The organism is Cytobacillus oceanisediminis 2691, assembly GCF_000294775.2.
GTDB lineage: Bacteria > Bacillota > Bacilli > Bacillales > Cytobacillaceae > Cytobacillus > Cytobacillus pseudoceanisediminis.
In genome coordinates this window covers 2,191,129-2,206,624 of the sequence record NZ_CP015506.1, presented here as the reverse complement: position 1 = coordinate 2,206,624, position 15,496 = coordinate 2,191,129, and the positions used below count along the sequence as shown (strand labels likewise).

Annotated in this window: 13 protein-coding genes; all 13 read right to left on the bottom strand. The window is 41.0% G+C overall.

Annotated features, from left to right (window positions below; translation table 11 throughout):
• Positions 1–44 precede the first annotated feature (44 nt).
• Entirely contained in the window at positions 45–440 is a 396-nt protein-coding gene (locus A361_RS11320; protein ID WP_019382011.1) for a VOC family protein, read from the bottom strand.
• A gap of 596 nt (positions 441–1,036) precedes the next feature.
• On the bottom strand, positions 1,037–1,450 hold the full coding sequence (locus A361_RS11315) for a class I SAM-dependent methyltransferase (RefSeq protein ID WP_236888025.1): 414 nt from the start codon (positions 1,448–1,450) through the stop codon (positions 1,037–1,039).
• Between the two features lie 204 nt (positions 1,451–1,654).
• Entirely contained in the window at positions 1,655–2,554 is a 900-nt protein-coding gene (locus A361_RS11310) for an NAD(P)/FAD-dependent oxidoreductase (RefSeq protein ID WP_009330479.1), read from the bottom strand.
• Positions 2,555–2,644: 90 nt separating this feature from the next.
• Positions 2,645–3,061: an Rrf2 family transcriptional regulator gene (locus A361_RS11305; protein WP_009330480.1), complete on the bottom strand. Its 417-nt coding sequence runs from the start codon at positions 3,059–3,061 to the stop codon at positions 2,645–2,647.
• 185 nt (positions 3,062–3,246) lie between these two features.
• Positions 3,247–4,701 carry an SLC13 family permease gene (locus A361_RS11300; protein ID WP_019382009.1) on the bottom strand — a complete coding sequence of 485 codons (1,455 nt, stop codon included), beginning with the start codon at positions 4,699–4,701 and terminating at the stop codon, positions 3,247–3,249.
• A gap of 1 nt (position 4,702) precedes the next feature.
• Positions 4,703–5,884 carry a glycerate kinase gene (locus A361_RS11295; protein WP_019382008.1) on the bottom strand — a complete coding sequence of 394 codons (1,182 nt, stop codon included), beginning with the start codon at positions 5,882–5,884 and terminating at the stop codon, positions 4,703–4,705.
• A gap of 391 nt (positions 5,885–6,275) precedes the next feature.
• Entirely contained in the window at positions 6,276–6,710 is a 435-nt protein-coding gene (locus A361_RS11290) for an SRPBCC family protein (protein WP_019382007.1), read from the bottom strand.
• A 14-nt stretch (positions 6,711–6,724) separates the two neighbouring features.
• Complete coding sequence (locus tag A361_RS11285) at positions 6,725–7,501, bottom strand: SRPBCC domain-containing protein (RefSeq protein ID WP_019382006.1); 777 nt, start codon at positions 7,499–7,501, stop codon at positions 6,725–6,727.
• A 194-nt stretch (positions 7,502–7,695) separates the two neighbouring features.
• Positions 7,696–12,084 carry a TIM-barrel domain-containing protein gene (locus A361_RS11280; protein ID WP_019382005.1) on the bottom strand — a complete coding sequence of 1,463 codons (4,389 nt, stop codon included), beginning with the start codon at positions 12,082–12,084 and terminating at the stop codon, positions 7,696–7,698.
• Positions 12,085–12,117: 33 nt separating this feature from the next.
• A complete protein-coding gene (gene pfkB, locus A361_RS11275) occupies positions 12,118–13,071 on the bottom strand; it encodes a 1-phosphofructokinase (RefSeq protein WP_019382004.1) in 954 nt (317 codons plus the stop codon).
• Positions 13,058–13,888 (bottom strand): tagatose bisphosphate family class II aldolase, encoded by an 831-nt coding sequence (locus A361_RS11270; protein ID WP_033196579.1) that lies wholly within the window; start codon positions 13,886–13,888, stop codon positions 13,058–13,060. Before A361_RS11270 ends, pfkB begins: the two co-directional genes overlap by 14 nt.
• A gap of 29 nt (positions 13,889–13,917) precedes the next feature.
• The gene (gene nagA, locus A361_RS11265; protein WP_019382002.1) at positions 13,918–15,072 is read right to left on the bottom strand and encodes an N-acetylglucosamine-6-phosphate deacetylase; all 1,155 of its coding nucleotides are present in this window, start codon (positions 15,070–15,072) and stop codon (positions 13,918–13,920) included.
• The gene (gene agaF, locus A361_RS11260; RefSeq protein WP_019382001.1) at positions 15,072–15,494 is read right to left on the bottom strand and encodes a PTS galactosamine/N-acetylgalactosamine transporter subunit IIA; all 423 of its coding nucleotides are present in this window, start codon (positions 15,492–15,494) and stop codon (positions 15,072–15,074) included. The genes nagA and agaF overlap by 1 nt, the downstream gene beginning before the upstream one ends.
• Positions 15,495–15,496: the final 2 nt, after the last annotated feature.

Below are 15,496 nucleotides of genomic sequence, written 5' to 3'. Positions count from 1 at the left end.
CAATTATGTATTTTTCCATTTGATGATATAAGTTTTAGATAGATTTACTTGGCACTTGCATCCGGCTGGTGAATTCCGAAAATATTCCCTTCAGTATCCTTATAATAACCCTGCCAAGCCATTCCAGGAAGAGCATACTTCGGCAATGCGACAGTGCCGCCATTCTCAATGATTCTGGCTTCAGCTGCATCATAGTCCTCCACACCCATCGTGCAGGCATATCCGTTTAACGCTTGATTAGCTTCTGGTGGCGGTCCCTGTCTTTGCAACAGAGCACCGTTAATGCCAAGTTCTTCTTCATTTCCAGTCACTGCTCCATAATAAGGCATTCCGGCATACTCACTCCAATCCTGAAATGACCATCCGAATACCTCGCCATAAAACTTCTTGGCGCGCTCCATATCGTCCACATGAACTTCAAAATGAACTAATCTGCCCATAGACTCCTCCTTTTAATTTCGTAATCGCTTACAAATCTATTATAATGCCTATGGAAAAAAGTACAAGGCGCCTTCTTAACCTCTTATTGCTCTTGTTTCTGAAAATAAACAAAAAGATTCGTTAACCAAATTGATACGGGTGCTACAGAGAAATAGGTTAGATACAAGTAAAAATAGACGGTTCCTATTTGCAGGATAAATAGGAGAAAAGGATACGCTTGATACAAAAGTAAAAATAGCACTCAAAGTTTATTTATAAACACCCTTATACAAAATCAAATACAGCACCGGAACTAAAGCGAGTAGCGTTCTCTTATGGTATCAGTGCAGGTGAACGTTTTCCTTCCCTGTGCAAACCCGACAACGTTTATAAGTATGAAAATAAGAAGCGAATGAAACCAAAATTGATGAGTACTCCAGCTCGAGTATTGATTCCAATTATCGCTAGATTGATTTCATAGCCATGTCTCACTCCTTAGGTCTATACTGCCCGCTAAAGAAATGGAGAAGTTCACAGCTCTTCCTCATTTTCAATTATAATTTTTTTAGCTATAATCATATAGATGGCATCTGTTAAAAAAGCTTCATGGATACATTCAGCCCTGCAAGTTTAATTGCTTCTTCCATTTCAGATGAAGCAATTCTGGGATGTCTTTCTTTTGGAAAGTCTTTCTTTTCAATTTCGATACATACGAAATAGCCGCCAGGCTTAAGCACTCGTTTATTTGCCTCAGTGCACGTGGTAAGGATGGCATCTCATGGAGAACTAATGATGCCAGTGCAAGACCAATACTATTGTCGGGTAATGGAATATGATTAATACTTTCTTTTAGTATTATGATATTTCCATTTTTTTCCTTTTCCACTTTGGATTTGATCACATCCAGCATATCTCCATCAATATCTAATGCATAAACCATTCCAGCTGTGGCTCTTGCTGCCGGGACTGTAATATAACCAGTGCCAGCACCTATATCCGAAATCTTGTACGTATTCTTAATAGGGATCATTCACAGCAGTTCTTTAGCGGAATATCACCTCTTATTTTGGATTTTCCAGAAATTCTATTTTTCTTTCTGCACGTTCCATTTTTTCTTCCATATTGATCAACTCTTCCTTTGGACAATGTGTAACTCACCAAATAATATTAATGGATATTAAAGACACACATACTCTTTAATTATAGTAAAAAAAAGTTTTACTTCCAACACCTTTTAAAAATCTTCATTTACTAAATCATGAACGATTCCTATAGCCGCTTTACTTCCCTCACTGGCAGCAATAATCAATTGTGAAGGTGCCAGGATAGAATTATCACCACTGGCATAAACACCTTCAATATTTGTTCGGCCAAGGGTGTCTGTTTCAATTCCTCCCATATTATTCATCTTGCATCCTAATACTTCTGCAAATGGCGCAGCTTGGGTTAAACCCGTTGTGACAAAGCCTCCAGCCCTAAAAAGTTCATTGCCATTTCTAAATTTTATTTTGGCCAAGCGCCCGCTTTCCCCTTCTAAAGCAGCTATCTCATCATCAAATACCCTTATTTGTTTTCTTATTAATATTTCTTTTTGTTCTTCCGAAAATATCAAATTGCCATTCGTACAAACAGCAAGATTATTACTCCAATTTGAAATCATTTTTGCCATATGGAAAGCACGGTTATCCTCTGAGATTAGAACTAATGGGCGGTCTCTTAATTCCCAGCCATCGCAAAATGGGCAACTAAATAAGGTTTTGCCATAAAACTGGTGAATTCCTTCAATTGCTGGAAGTTCATCTTTTAGACCTGTAGCCAAAAGGACCTTTCTGGAGCGAAACCTTCTGCCGTCTTCTGCACGAACCACGAAAGCATCATTTTCTTTCTTTATATCAGTAACCCGCTGGTTCTCCATTGTGATGTCAGGATAGTTCATTAAATCTTCCCTGGCAATTCTCTTAAACTCAGAAGGTTTGATGCCATCCCTTGTAATAAAACCATGAGATTCGTGAGTTACCGCATTTCTGGGTTTATTCTCATCAAAAAGGATAACCTTTTTCCTTGCCCTTCCAAGAACAAGTGAAGCATTTAATCCGGATGGCCCTCCGCCGATAATGACACAATCTAACAGCATATTTATTTCCTCCTCAATTAAATATATTATAGACTTTTAATATCTATGATTATCACAAAAAAATTACTTAGACTGATTACAATTCTTTTTTTATTTTTTTGTGGAATCAATCTCTTTTGCAATATCAGAAATATATTTTGTATTCAGCTCATCTTTCATCTTTTTCTCAGCTTCAAACATTACCTTTTCAATTAAGCAATCTTCATTTTGTAAATCATCATGTTCCAAAGAACAATGAAACAAGGTGGTGTGCCCTTCGATGGCATGAATGACATCCAGAAAGGAAGTTTTACGCGAATGGCTTACAATGCTGTATCCGCCCTTAACACCAGGAGTTGATTCAATAAGGCCTGCCTTTACAAGTTTCGTGAGAATTTTCGACAGGTAGGTCGGGGAAAGATTTTGGATTTTAGCCAGCTGTTCAACGCCAACAGATTTCCCCTTGGGTGTTAAAGTTAAATATACCATTGTGTGCAATGCATAGTTGGTGGCTTTTGAATATTTCATTTCCTATCTCCTTTATGAATACATTAAAGATCTTTAATGTCTACAATTAACTTTACCCTAAATTTAAGTAACATTCAAGCACACTATCTAATTTTCCCTAACCAGTTCGTTCGGTTCATCCTAATTAAATATATTTCCAATTCAAATGAAAAACCGCATTTTTAAAAACGCGGTAAGTATTTCAGTCAATATAGACTCATACCCGTCCACTGCCAATAAGTACAGTAGAAAATAACTGCAATGGCAATGTAAAGGGGCATTAGGATTGCACTTAACTTAGCTAAAATACCTGCATCATAACTTAATTCATCATCTTCATAAAAAAGGAGCAGTGCCTTAGAACTTACTGGAAAAGTGATGCAGTAGTTCATGCCAATTAAACTGATAAAGACGGCTGCGTATGGATTCATTCCCATTGACTGACTAAACAGAATGATCCCTGGAACCAAAATAATTGCCCTTGTTGTATGGGATGTAATGTATAAATGGCTGGTGACGGTGAAGATAAGGATTACTGCTGCCATAATCCAATCCGGAGCATCAGTGAAGATTTGAAGAAAACCTGTAATCTTTCCTTCCATCCAATCTGCCACACCATTTTCAACAAGAATTTTTCCTAGTGCGGATGCTGCTGCAACAAAAAGAATCAAATTCCAAGAAACTGCTTTAAGCCCCTGTTTCCAGGTAATTACACCCATATTCGGCATGGTCAGCGCAATTGCCCCGATTATGGAAACAAATGCAAGATCATATCCATGGAAACTGTCAGTCATCCATCCTATGATCAGAAGAGAAACTATTATTAGAGTTTTAATTTCCGCTCCTGTAAGCGGCATTTGAGGTGGCGTATCCTGTATATTAGGTATAAAAGGTGATTCTTCCAATTCCTTATCGCTCCTCACCATCCACTGAACGGCTATTGAGCTCACGATTGTCATGATCAATGCAAAAGGCAGTCCCCACATTAGCCACTGCAAATAAGAGATGGATTGGCCAGCCCCAGTTTCCAAAAGACCAACACCAATGACATGGGAACCAGCACCAATAAGTGCTGCCGATGTACTCATTAAAATGACAATAGGTATAGTGATTGTTAGAGTTTTTTTCTCTTTTACGGTCAGCCTGCTTGCCAGATGAATAATGACCGGCCTTGCCATGGCAGCTCTGGCGGATGTTGAAGGTATAAAAAAAACAGAGGCGAAAAGAAAGGATATCATCCCACTTTTCAGCTTTGCCGGCGTCCGGCTTTTTCCTAAGATAAACTGAATGAACCGTCCGGTTAAACCTGATTGTTCAACTGCCTCCCCTATGATAAATGCCCCCACCATCAGCCATACCACTTCCTCCGAAAGGGACAGATATAATAGCTCCTGACTCGCTCCATTCATTAAAATGATGAATACGATGCTGGCAAATGCAATGAATCCAGCAGGGAGTTTTGTTGAAATCCATAGTGTTACAGCGGAGAGAAATATGAAAATCGATAACTTTGCTTTATAATCAACCCCATCAGCGAACGCAATCAACAGAAAGAAGAAGACATGGGCGCTGATTATGGCCAGGCTTCTCCCGGAAATACAGTCTATAAGCATAATTAATGGATGGCCGGATTGCCCATGCTTTCCCATTCTAGTCTGCATATTAGACTGCCCCTTCATTGACCCGGTTTCTGCTGGCCATTTTATAGCCAATGTCCACTTGCCGCATGACTGATTCTGTACTGTCCTCAATCCACTGAGGAGCATACAGAATTGCTTTTTCCAGAGATGTCGGCTTTGGAATTATGCTCAAAAAGGCATCTATGCCGGCATCATAATTCAAGGATGCCCCTTTTCCAACCGAACCTGTGATGGCTATGACGGGTATATCGTATTTTTTGGCAATTCTGGCGACTTCAGTCGGTATTTTTCCATTTGGAGTCTGGAAATCGATACTCCCTTCCGCTGTCAGCACGATGTCAGCGGAAGCAATTTTTTCTTCTATCTTTATGTATTTTCTTATAAGGCTGAAACGAGGATGAAGCACTGCCCCAGCAAAAACAGCCAAACCTGCCCCGAGCCCTCCTGAGGCACCGCTTCCCTCGAGGTATCTGACATCGAACCTATAACTTTCTTCTAAAAGATTCGCATAGTGCTCCATGGCTTCGGATAATATTTTTACCTGCTCTTTGGTTGCACCCTTTTGCGGGCCAAATATCCTCGCTACTCCATTGTCCCCGCATAAAACATTTTTCCAATTGCAGGCCACGTCAATTTCAATTTGCCTGACTCGCTTGTCCATGTCTGAGTCATCTATTTGCTTTATTCTTAATAAATCAGCACCTCCCTTTATTTCGGCTACTTTTCCATTACCATCCAAAAACCGGACACCAAGTGCCTGGGCCATCCCTGCCCCCCCATCTGAAGTGCCGGAGTCGCCGCAGCCGATTAAAATACGATCAGCTCCAAAATCCAAAGCAGCAAGAATCAGTTCCCCTACCCCATAAGTAGTCGTCAGTAAAGGATTGCGCTCCTGCAGGGGAACATGCTTCAGACCTGCCACTGCAGCCATCTCTATAACAGCAGTCATTTCACCATTTTCTGCAAAAATGCCGAAATGGGCATTTACCTTTTTGCCGACAGGACCCGTCGCATCTACGTAAATCAAGTGACCGCCTTTTAATCTCGTAATGGTTTTTGCAAACCCTTCTCCGCCATCAATCATAGGAATTATTTCAATGTCGGCTTCCCCGTTATAACGCTGCGCTCCCCTTTCCATCGCCAGCGCCACATCCTCCGCATCCAGGCACTCTTTAAAACCAGACGGTATAATCACAATTTTCATTTAGCTTTCCTCCTAAATTAGTTAGTAATTGTAATGTACCTTCCAAAAACTAGAATTCTTTTAAAATATCATTAAAAAATGATGAGAATGGCGCTGCCCCTATCTGCTAAAAGGAGCATCTACTATAAATTAGTTTTATAAAAAAGGGGAACATAACCAAACTAAGCCGCCCTAAATAGGACGGCTTAGTTTGATTTGATAGGGATTGGACGGTTTTAAAATTGCTAATTGAATAATGAGGCATTAGTATCGCCATATGTATGCTTTAAGGTGAAAACTGCAGCTTATTAATAAGGTGCCCAGCCCTTTAAACAGCCTTTTTAAAGCTGCATAGGGCATACACCTTATGTGAACCCACAGGAAAACCTTCCTGCCGGATGGATGATAAAAATTATTTTTCAAGTATGGCTTTGATTTTTTTTAAATCCTTCATATTTGCTCTTCTCATCATCGGTTCCATCAATGGAGACATGACCTTATTAAACCCTTTTGGGTTCCCTTTATTTCTTAATGTCATGAGGGTATGATTTTCATCGATCGCTTGCCATGTATAGATAGTTTCCATTGGAAATGGGCCATTTGCAGTTTTCATTACCAATATTGCATCTGGAATATAATCAGTAATTTCGTAAACATAAGCAAGTTCCCGGCCAAGAAACTTCGCTCTAAAAGCAATCTGTGATCCTAGTTGAAGCGGTTTTGGTGTCTTCCACTCAACAGCATGTATATTGACATACCATTCAGGAGCATGATCGGGATTTGAAGCATACTCTGACACTTGTGAAGCAGGACAATTAATTGTTATTTCTGTGATTACATCTACCATCTTGTCCTCCAGAATTAGTTCGATTCTACGTATTTTTTTAGCAGGGTTCCAAGCAGGTATTCCCATCCCTTGGAATGCTCCTCTTCCCATTGCTCCTGAATAACACCAGAGGCTGTATGGGAAAGCTGCAGCAGCGTCCCTCCTTCTTTCTCAAGAAGACGATACGTATAGGCACTGTTTACCGCTCCATGCATGCCAAGATGGCCGTGCAGCCGTATTTCTTCAGGCGCATTCACATAGTATACATTCCCCCAGACTGCGCCTTCTTTTTCACCCCATTTTTCGGTGAATTGCCCTCCTGGAACAGGCTCAAACGTAAAGTGGGATGTTACTCCTTTTGGAGCTATGCGAAACTCCCACCACTCTTCCACCTTTTCGGTTAATGCCCTAAATACTTCTTCTCGTGGTGCATCAAGAAATATCTCCTGTTCAATGCGAAATTCCTTTGCTGAATCCATCGGTTTGTCTCCTCCTTTATCTTGAACGGCCCTCCGTAAATTCAACAGCGATCTGGCTGCGGATTTCATGTATTTACCTACCCAGCGCTCATGCATTTCCTGAAGGGGCACTGCATTAAGAAAATGCCTTTTATATTTTCCTTCTCTCCGTACCAAAACTAATTTGCCTTCCTCTAAAATATTTAGATGCTTCATAATGGCATACCTTGTAACTTCAGGAAAATAGTCGTTAAGTTCTCCGGTCGTTCTTGGCGATTTCTTAAGAATATCGAGAATTTCCCTGCGGATTGGATGTCCCAATGCCTTAAAAACGGTGGAAAGCTCGTCGCTCATTACATCGGCCCTTTCGTTATAAATAAAAGTTTAACATGTGACGTTATGGTAACATGTTGATCATCACCAGTCAAGATAACCATGAAAACCCCTCTATCTAAATCCGTTGTTACTTATAAATTAATTTCTTAAATCCTAACGAAGAAAAGCCATGGAACTATCCATGGCTTTCTTCAATTCTTTTTTAATTGCTCTCAATTGGCAGCGTTTCTCTTCCAGAATTGCACTTCTGCAACTGAAAGCATAAGCGGCCCACTATGAGATTCTTCAAATATAATTTTGAACTTAACCATTTTCTTGCCGGATGGCATTTGAGTATGTTCAGTTAAATCGCAGGTTACAGATTTATCGCTTGACCCGACTTCCATTCTACCCAAATCATACTCATTCCCTTCTTCATCAAAAGCTTTTGCACGAAGGGCTTTTATTTTCCCATTGGTATAAAGCGGTCTGTTGAATACTTCAAATCTGGTAAGTTCTGTTGGACTATTAAAGCTGAAATCAACCTCTAATGGAAGAGAAATACCATCGGCTTCCGTAATGCTCCACTTAAGCTCAGCCAGGGAAGATTCACTTATTTCACCGTCAATTAACCGCGGGAAGGCTTCAGCACCATCCTGCATTTTATCTGCTTCACCAGATACAGCGATATCCCTTGCCGTCATGAGCAGTTCCTTCGGCTCTTCAGGCTGCTCGACTTCTCCAGGCTCTTCTCCAGGCTTTAAAACCTGACCGATTTCATCGATGGTATCAAAGCTTGTATTCACAAGCAAGGATCTCGTAATCGGTATATCAAACTCTAAATCTTTCTTCGCTTTTAGCTTAATGACTGCCAGAGTTGATGTGCCTTCTAACGTTTCAAAAGAACCTTTGTTTGAAAAAGCAGCCATAATTCTTTGCTTCTCATTGCCTATTCCTGCAAGAATTGAATAATTCAGCATATTCGCGGTAGAAGCAGCAGAGTCGGCAATTCTCTCCCCACATTCAGATCCTTCTAAACACTCTTTTACAATTTCATACTTATTTGGATCAATTTCAAGTTCAAGATTGAAGGCATTAATATCCTTCATCCCTGCACCTATTACCTCTACTGCAAACTCTTCCCCTGCTTTTAATTGCTGCTTATCAGGACGAATGCTCAGCAGTCCTGCTGCAGGACGCTTAGTCGGCTGGAGCTGTGTCTCACCAAGCTGTCCTGCTACATACATTAAATCATAAGAATCAATCACGCCATTATAGTTAATATCAACTTTGGACACCTGATCCCAAGAAGTATCTGTGGTGTCCACACCCATATAACTGGCAAAGAAAAGCAGGTCCTCTTCGTCTATGGCACCATTAGGTATATTTTCACCGACTACCATTCCTTCAGTTTTATCCTTTTTGTAAGGTCTGAATTCCTGTGCAGATCCGAATTTTCCCACAGCATCCTTAATCGTTAATTTAATATACCGTGCAGTTACCTCTTCGTTGAATTGAATCGTTTTTGTCTCATTGCTCCTAATAAAAGTGCCATCGGTAATAACATTTTTGTATGTCTTCCCATCAAGGCTGACATCCAGGTCATACTTAAGAATTGTTCCGTTCCCTGCATCCGGCCTAGGCACATACTCCAGCTTATCTAATTGATAGGCAAGCTTCATATCAATCTCAAAGGTATGAGGAAGAACGTTTCCTGACCCCCAAGCTGTATGCCATTGTGTTTTTTCATCTCCGTCTACTGCTCTCGATGCTTCGCTCCCAGGCTGATTGCTTGAGGCATTGGCTGTCATATTCTTCGGAACGTTTCTGAATCGATCAAGCTTGGTTTTTACGGTTATTTCATCACTCCAGTCTGATGCACCCTTTGTATTAACTGCCCGGATACTATATCTGTATTCTGTGTCAAAGTTTAGATTATCGTGCTCGAAAAACGGCTTCTCATTTTCTTTTTCGAAATAAACATTTTTGTATATCATTCCATTAATTTTAAGGTCATAGGAAAGATTTTCACCTTCAACTTTATTCCAATTAAGTTTTATGCTTTTATCTGTAATATTTTCATCTGCGGCTCCGAGTCCGTAAGGCACATCAGGCACTTCTGTATCTTTTACTTCTTTCTCTTGCGTGTTGTTAAATCCATTTACCGTAAGCATCACTTGATTCTTGGTTATATCCGTTTTTGCAATCTTTACAAATAACTTCGGTGCAGTAGTTACCTTTGTTTTGGCGAACTCAGAGCCTTCCGTTGAATATTTATTAAGATTCGGACTTTCATTGTAGAAATAAACATTTTCAGAGCGGCTGTATTCTTCCTCTGTTAAAGCTTTTCGCAGTTTATTATTTTTGCCGCCAACCTTTACAGTTACAGATTCAGGCTGCTTTCGTGTATTAACGAGGAATTCGGTTCCTCTTTCCTTGACCATTCCTTTGTAGCCTTTTCCTTTTGCTTTATGAACGGTAATTTTTACTTTATCATTTGCTACGACAGATGAAATCCTGGTTTTTGTATTCTTCCCAGATTTGTAATCAGTTGTTTTACCGTCATCCTCATAAAGAGTAAATTCAGATTTCCCTGCTGGATATATATCAAAAATTCGATTTTCAGATCCATCCAGCTCATTAATCGCATTGTTTTCAGGAGCCATTGGGATGATAGCTCCATTTTTCACGAAGACTGGTGTCTTCCACAATGGGGCGTCAAAATTATTTAAAACTGCTCCGCCCTGATACTGCTCACCTGTAAAGTAATCGATCCAAACCTGTTCAGAATCCGGTAAGTAGATTCCGTTTCTTACACCAGCTGCATGATCCTTTTCATTGTAGACAGGCGCTATCAGTAAATTTGGCCCCCACATATATTGGTACTGTGTATCAGTGCCATACGTAAATGGATCTTCTGGATACTCCAGCATCATTCCCCGGACAGAAGGCATAGAGGTAGAAGTGGATTCTTCTGCAATCGTATAAATGTATGGCATCATTTGCGCTTTTAGCTTCAGATACATGCGGTTTATGGAAGTATAAGGTTCGCCATAATTCCAAGGTTTTTTGGATTTGCTGTAATCGTTTCCGGATGACGCCCATCCATCCATATCAATTTGAATTGGCGAGAAAGCCTTCCATTGAAAATCTCTTGTCTGGATGACTGGATCTCCTCCAAAAATACCATCCATGTCCGAACCAACATTCGGATTGCCGGATAATCCCGCTCCAATGTATGTTGGGATATGCATGCGGATGTATTCCCACTCCCCTCCATACTGGTCACCAGACCAAAGAGTGGCATAACGCTGGGTGCCTGCCCATCCATCGAGACTAATCACAAACGGGCGTGCTCCGCCTGAGTTTTCCTGCTTTTCGATTCCTTCAGCAGCCTGGCGTGTTGCGTTAAGAGCCATGGAATAGCCCTGTCCTACCCATGCAACATCCGTTTTAACAGCTCTTACTCCCGCCTTCACTTCACCATCAAGATCCCTTCGCAATGGGCTATCCTCAGGCAGGCTCGGGTCTGGGTATAAATTGCTTTGTGTCCAGAGGCCTACTTCAACATCTTTCTCATTTGCTTCATCCGCAAATTTCTCCAAATTCTCTAATCCACCATAGCCGCATCCATAACCGTCATTCGGCAAAAACCAGCCGAGCGGCATATCCTTCTCCACATATTGATTTAATGTATCCAAGCCTTTGCCAAGGAGGGTTCTCTGGTCTTTATGACCGTTGTGAGTGCCATTAAAGCAATCTGCGTGCCCTAAATAAAACGCATATTCCGGCATTAATGCTGCTTCTCCAGTCAGCTCGGTATATTCGTTAATAATTTCCGGAATGGAGTCTTCAACAAAATAATAAGCGTCAAATCTATTTTCCTCATGTGAAAAAGTTGCCGTTTTGGAAAAGTCATAGACACCCGGCTTAAACGTATTTCTCATCACTCCATATCCTTCAGTGCTCAAGTAGAACGGAACAGGGCTTGATGCTGCACCTGCATCCCATCCGCCTCCGATGGAGATATTTATTTTATTATTTTTGTGAGAGTAGTAGCCGTTTTGCTGTCCTCCACCGTAAAAGTATTCACCATCTTTTGTATTAAGTGTCTGAACTGCACTATTCGCTTCAAGAGAAAGCGGCTCCTTCTCACTCCAGATAACCTTGTTATTTTGTTTATTAATCAGGCTCATTTTGGAGTCCGTTTTGGAGATTTTTAGTTCCAATATTTTTGTATATATCCTATAAAAATCGGAATCTTCTTTTACCTTTACGTTTACGGTTCCATATTCTTTTTGATAGTTGTTTTTATCCTTATCCACAATTTTCGTCACATGGTCAGGCTTGTTTGGTGTTGGGTATTCAGGAAATTCACTGCTCGGATCCAGGTGAAGCCTGAAAACATTGTCTTTCAGAAAGCTTAATTTAATTCCTTGTCCAGAAGAGAAATCAAGATAAATATCACTGCCTTCTTTTTGTATCCCGCTAACTTTGCCGATGGAAGAAGTATCTGTATTTTCTTCAGCTTCAGCTGCACTGACTGGAATAAGCGATATGACCAATAGGAATGAAAGAAAAATAGAGGCAAATCTTTTCAGTTTATTTCGCTTTCTTAACAATATCCGGCACCTCCGCGATCTTTTGAAAAATTTTTATAAACTGCCTGACCAAGTTGAGTTTATTGAAATTTGTTCAATCAATGTATTCAAGTTTTGGAGATTTATATATCCAGTCCTCTCTTCCATTGCGTTTGCTGAGCCGCAAGCAGAAGCCAGGATCAGAGTATCCTTTACTGAATATCCTTTTGAAAGTCCAGCGGCAAAACCTGCAATAAATGAATCTCCGGACCCCACAGGGCTAACTGCCCGAATTTCTGCAGTTGCCACTTTCATCCGTTCCCCTTTATAATAAACGAATGATCCCCTTTCACCGTCTGAAACAATTACAATCTCTATGCCGTTTTCAGCAATCTTCTCCATCGATTTCCAGATTTCTGTTTCTTCCCGGCAGGGACGGCCAAGAAGCCCTTCAAGTTCCTCACGATTAGGTTTGATTAAATAAGGTCCATAAGACAGAGATTCGGCTAGTGCCTCCCCACTGGTATCCAAAAGAACTTTAACTCCATGATTTTTAGCTTCTTTTATCATCCATTGATAGAGGCTATTCGATACCCCCAGGGGCAGTGAACCACTTACTATAAGGATTTGAGCTTCAGGTATTAAGATGCTCAGGCGATGCCTTAATTCTTCCTGCTCCAAACCGGAAATAAAAGGCCCTTCCTCAAGAATTTCTGTCTGGTTGTTTCTGCTGTCATTGAAGGCCAGACATTGCCTTGTTTCACCAGCAATCTGAACAAATTCATCACGCACACCCAGATTTGACAGTTCTTTCCGAATAAAGTTTCCGTTACTTCCGCCTAAAAAACCGGTTGCCGTCACACTTTCTCCAAGAATGCTCAACACCCTTGTAACGTTCAGTCCTTTTCCTCCTGCAGTTTTAAGGGGACTTTTCGTACGTGTGCTTCTTCCAATCTTAAGGTATTCCAGGCGGTAGACAGTATCTATAGCGGGGTTAAGGGTAACGGTTAGTATGCTAGGCTTTATCATTGCTGCCACACATAAGAATTTTTTCCTCGACTACCTTCTTCATCGCGTCTTTGCCTGGAGTCATATATTTTCGGGGATCATTTGCGTCCGGGTTCTCGATAAAGTATTGTTTGACCGCATTAGAAAATGGGATTTTTAGGTCTGTTGCAATATTTACCTTGCAAATACCGAGTTCTATTGTTCTCTTCACCATTGTATCCGGGATATCGGAAGCCCCATGAAGGACGAGAGGAATAGAAACCATGGAGCGGATCTCATCCAGCCTATCAAAGTCAATTTTAGGCTCACCCTTGTATAATCCATGTGCAGTTCCAATAGCAACTGCCAAAGAGTCAATCCCGGTTAACTCCACAAATTTTCCAGCCTGCTCCGGATTGGTATACTTCGCGTCCTTTTCATCCACAACGAGGTCGTCTTCTACTCCCCCTAGACGGCCTATTTCAGCCTCAACAGAGACCCCATATTCATGGGCATAATCGACAACTTCCTTTACAATCTTGACATTTTCTTCAAAAGGATGATGGGAGGCATCGATCATCACAGACTTAAAACCAAATTCAATATATTTCTTGATTTCTTCAAAACTCTCAAAATGGTCAAGGTGGAGAGCGATCGGAATCTCATATCTTTTTGCTGCAGCATTTCCAATTGACACCAAATAGTCACCGCCTGAATAAGAAATGGTACCTGGTGTGGAAGCCAGTATGACAGGTGAGTTCAATTCTGCTGCAGTATCCACCACCACTTGGAATGTTTCAAGGTTGTGGATATTAAAGGCAGGAATCGCATATTCTTCTTGCTGGGCTTTTCTGAACATATCAATGGTGTTTACAATGTTATTTTTACTCAATTTATTTTCTCCTCCATAAAAGCAACTTTTCCATTAACAAAGGTGGCTATTACATTGAATGCATCGTCAATAACAGCTGCATTTAACTTTTTTCCAATTTCAATGGTGCCGATTTCATGATCAACACCCAGCAATTTAGCTTGATTTATAGTAGCCATCGGCAAAATGGATTCAAGCGGCAGCCCTAGAACCTCCTTTGTGTTTCTTAAGCAGCTCATTAAATTTGCAGTACTGCCTGCCAGGGATCCAGTCTCCATTGTTCTGGCTATTCCGTCTTTTACTCTGACAGTTAGGCTTCCAAGCTTATACTTCCCATCCGGTAAATCCGCTGCGGCCATACTGTCGCTAATTAATAGAATCTCGTCTGCTCCTTTTGCTTTGTGAAGCAATTGAATACCTGCTGGATGCACGTGTTCCAAATCAGCTATCAACTCGCAAAAAATATGTTCATTTGTCAGGAAAGCTCCCAGACATCCCGGATCACGATGGGTGAATCCACGCATTCCGTTAAACGTATGAACTGAAATACTAGCCCCGCTATCTATTGCCAGATTGGCAGTTTCATAGTCTGCATTGGTATGTCCCAGTGAGACAAGAATTCCCAGACTTTTCAGATAGGGAATAACCTTTAAAGCCATCTCCTTTTCCGGTGCCAGCGCTAGAATTTTAATCATATTTTGGGATGCTTTAATTAACTCATCAATTTCTTCCATTGATATTTCTCGCATGTAATTCACAGGATGCGCGCCTCTGTGCTCAGAGGCTAAATAAGGTCCTTCAACATACGAACCGAGGATTTCTGCTCCAGCTGTCTTTCCTATTTGTCTGCCAATCTCGCTAACGGGTGCCTTTATTTTCTCAAAATCATGCGTAAGAGTTGTAGGCAAAAAGGACGTCACCCCATGCCTTGCAAGTGATATAGAAATCTCCTGCAAAGCTTCCGGCGCTGCATCCATCGTGTCATTCCCTGAAATGCCATGGATATGAATATCAATAAGACCAGGGATAACGGAAAATCCCGAGAAATCATGTATCTGGCAGTCTGGTTCCTCTTCCGTAATATCCGTTATGAATCCATTCTTATAAATCACAAATCCTGAATGTATTCTGCTGTTAGGGCCATAGATTTTATCTGCACAAATAGCCTCCATTAAATACCTGCTCCATCTCTCTTGAGGCGATCAGATTTCTGGAAACATTTTATCGCTTCTTTTCCTGAAGTGATGGCTATTTCTTTTAGTTCGTCTATGGAGACATTGTCTTTGATAATGGCGGTTTCCATAACCATTGCCAGATTTGCTCCGCCAATAACAGCAGTATCCTGTTTGTCGTTTGTTAGAGAAACAGCCGTTTTAAAGGGCGAACCTCCCACAAGGTCGCACAGAACGAGTACCCCATTGCAGCACTTTAAGTTTGCCAATGCTGCTTTCATCTTTACTTCAAGATCTGATGTAGATTCTGATTCTAAGAAATCAACATACTCTATACGTGGCTGTTCCCCTGCAATCAACTTCAATGAAGAGTGAAGACCTGCAGCAAAGGAACCATGCCCTGAAACAATTAAACCGTTCATTA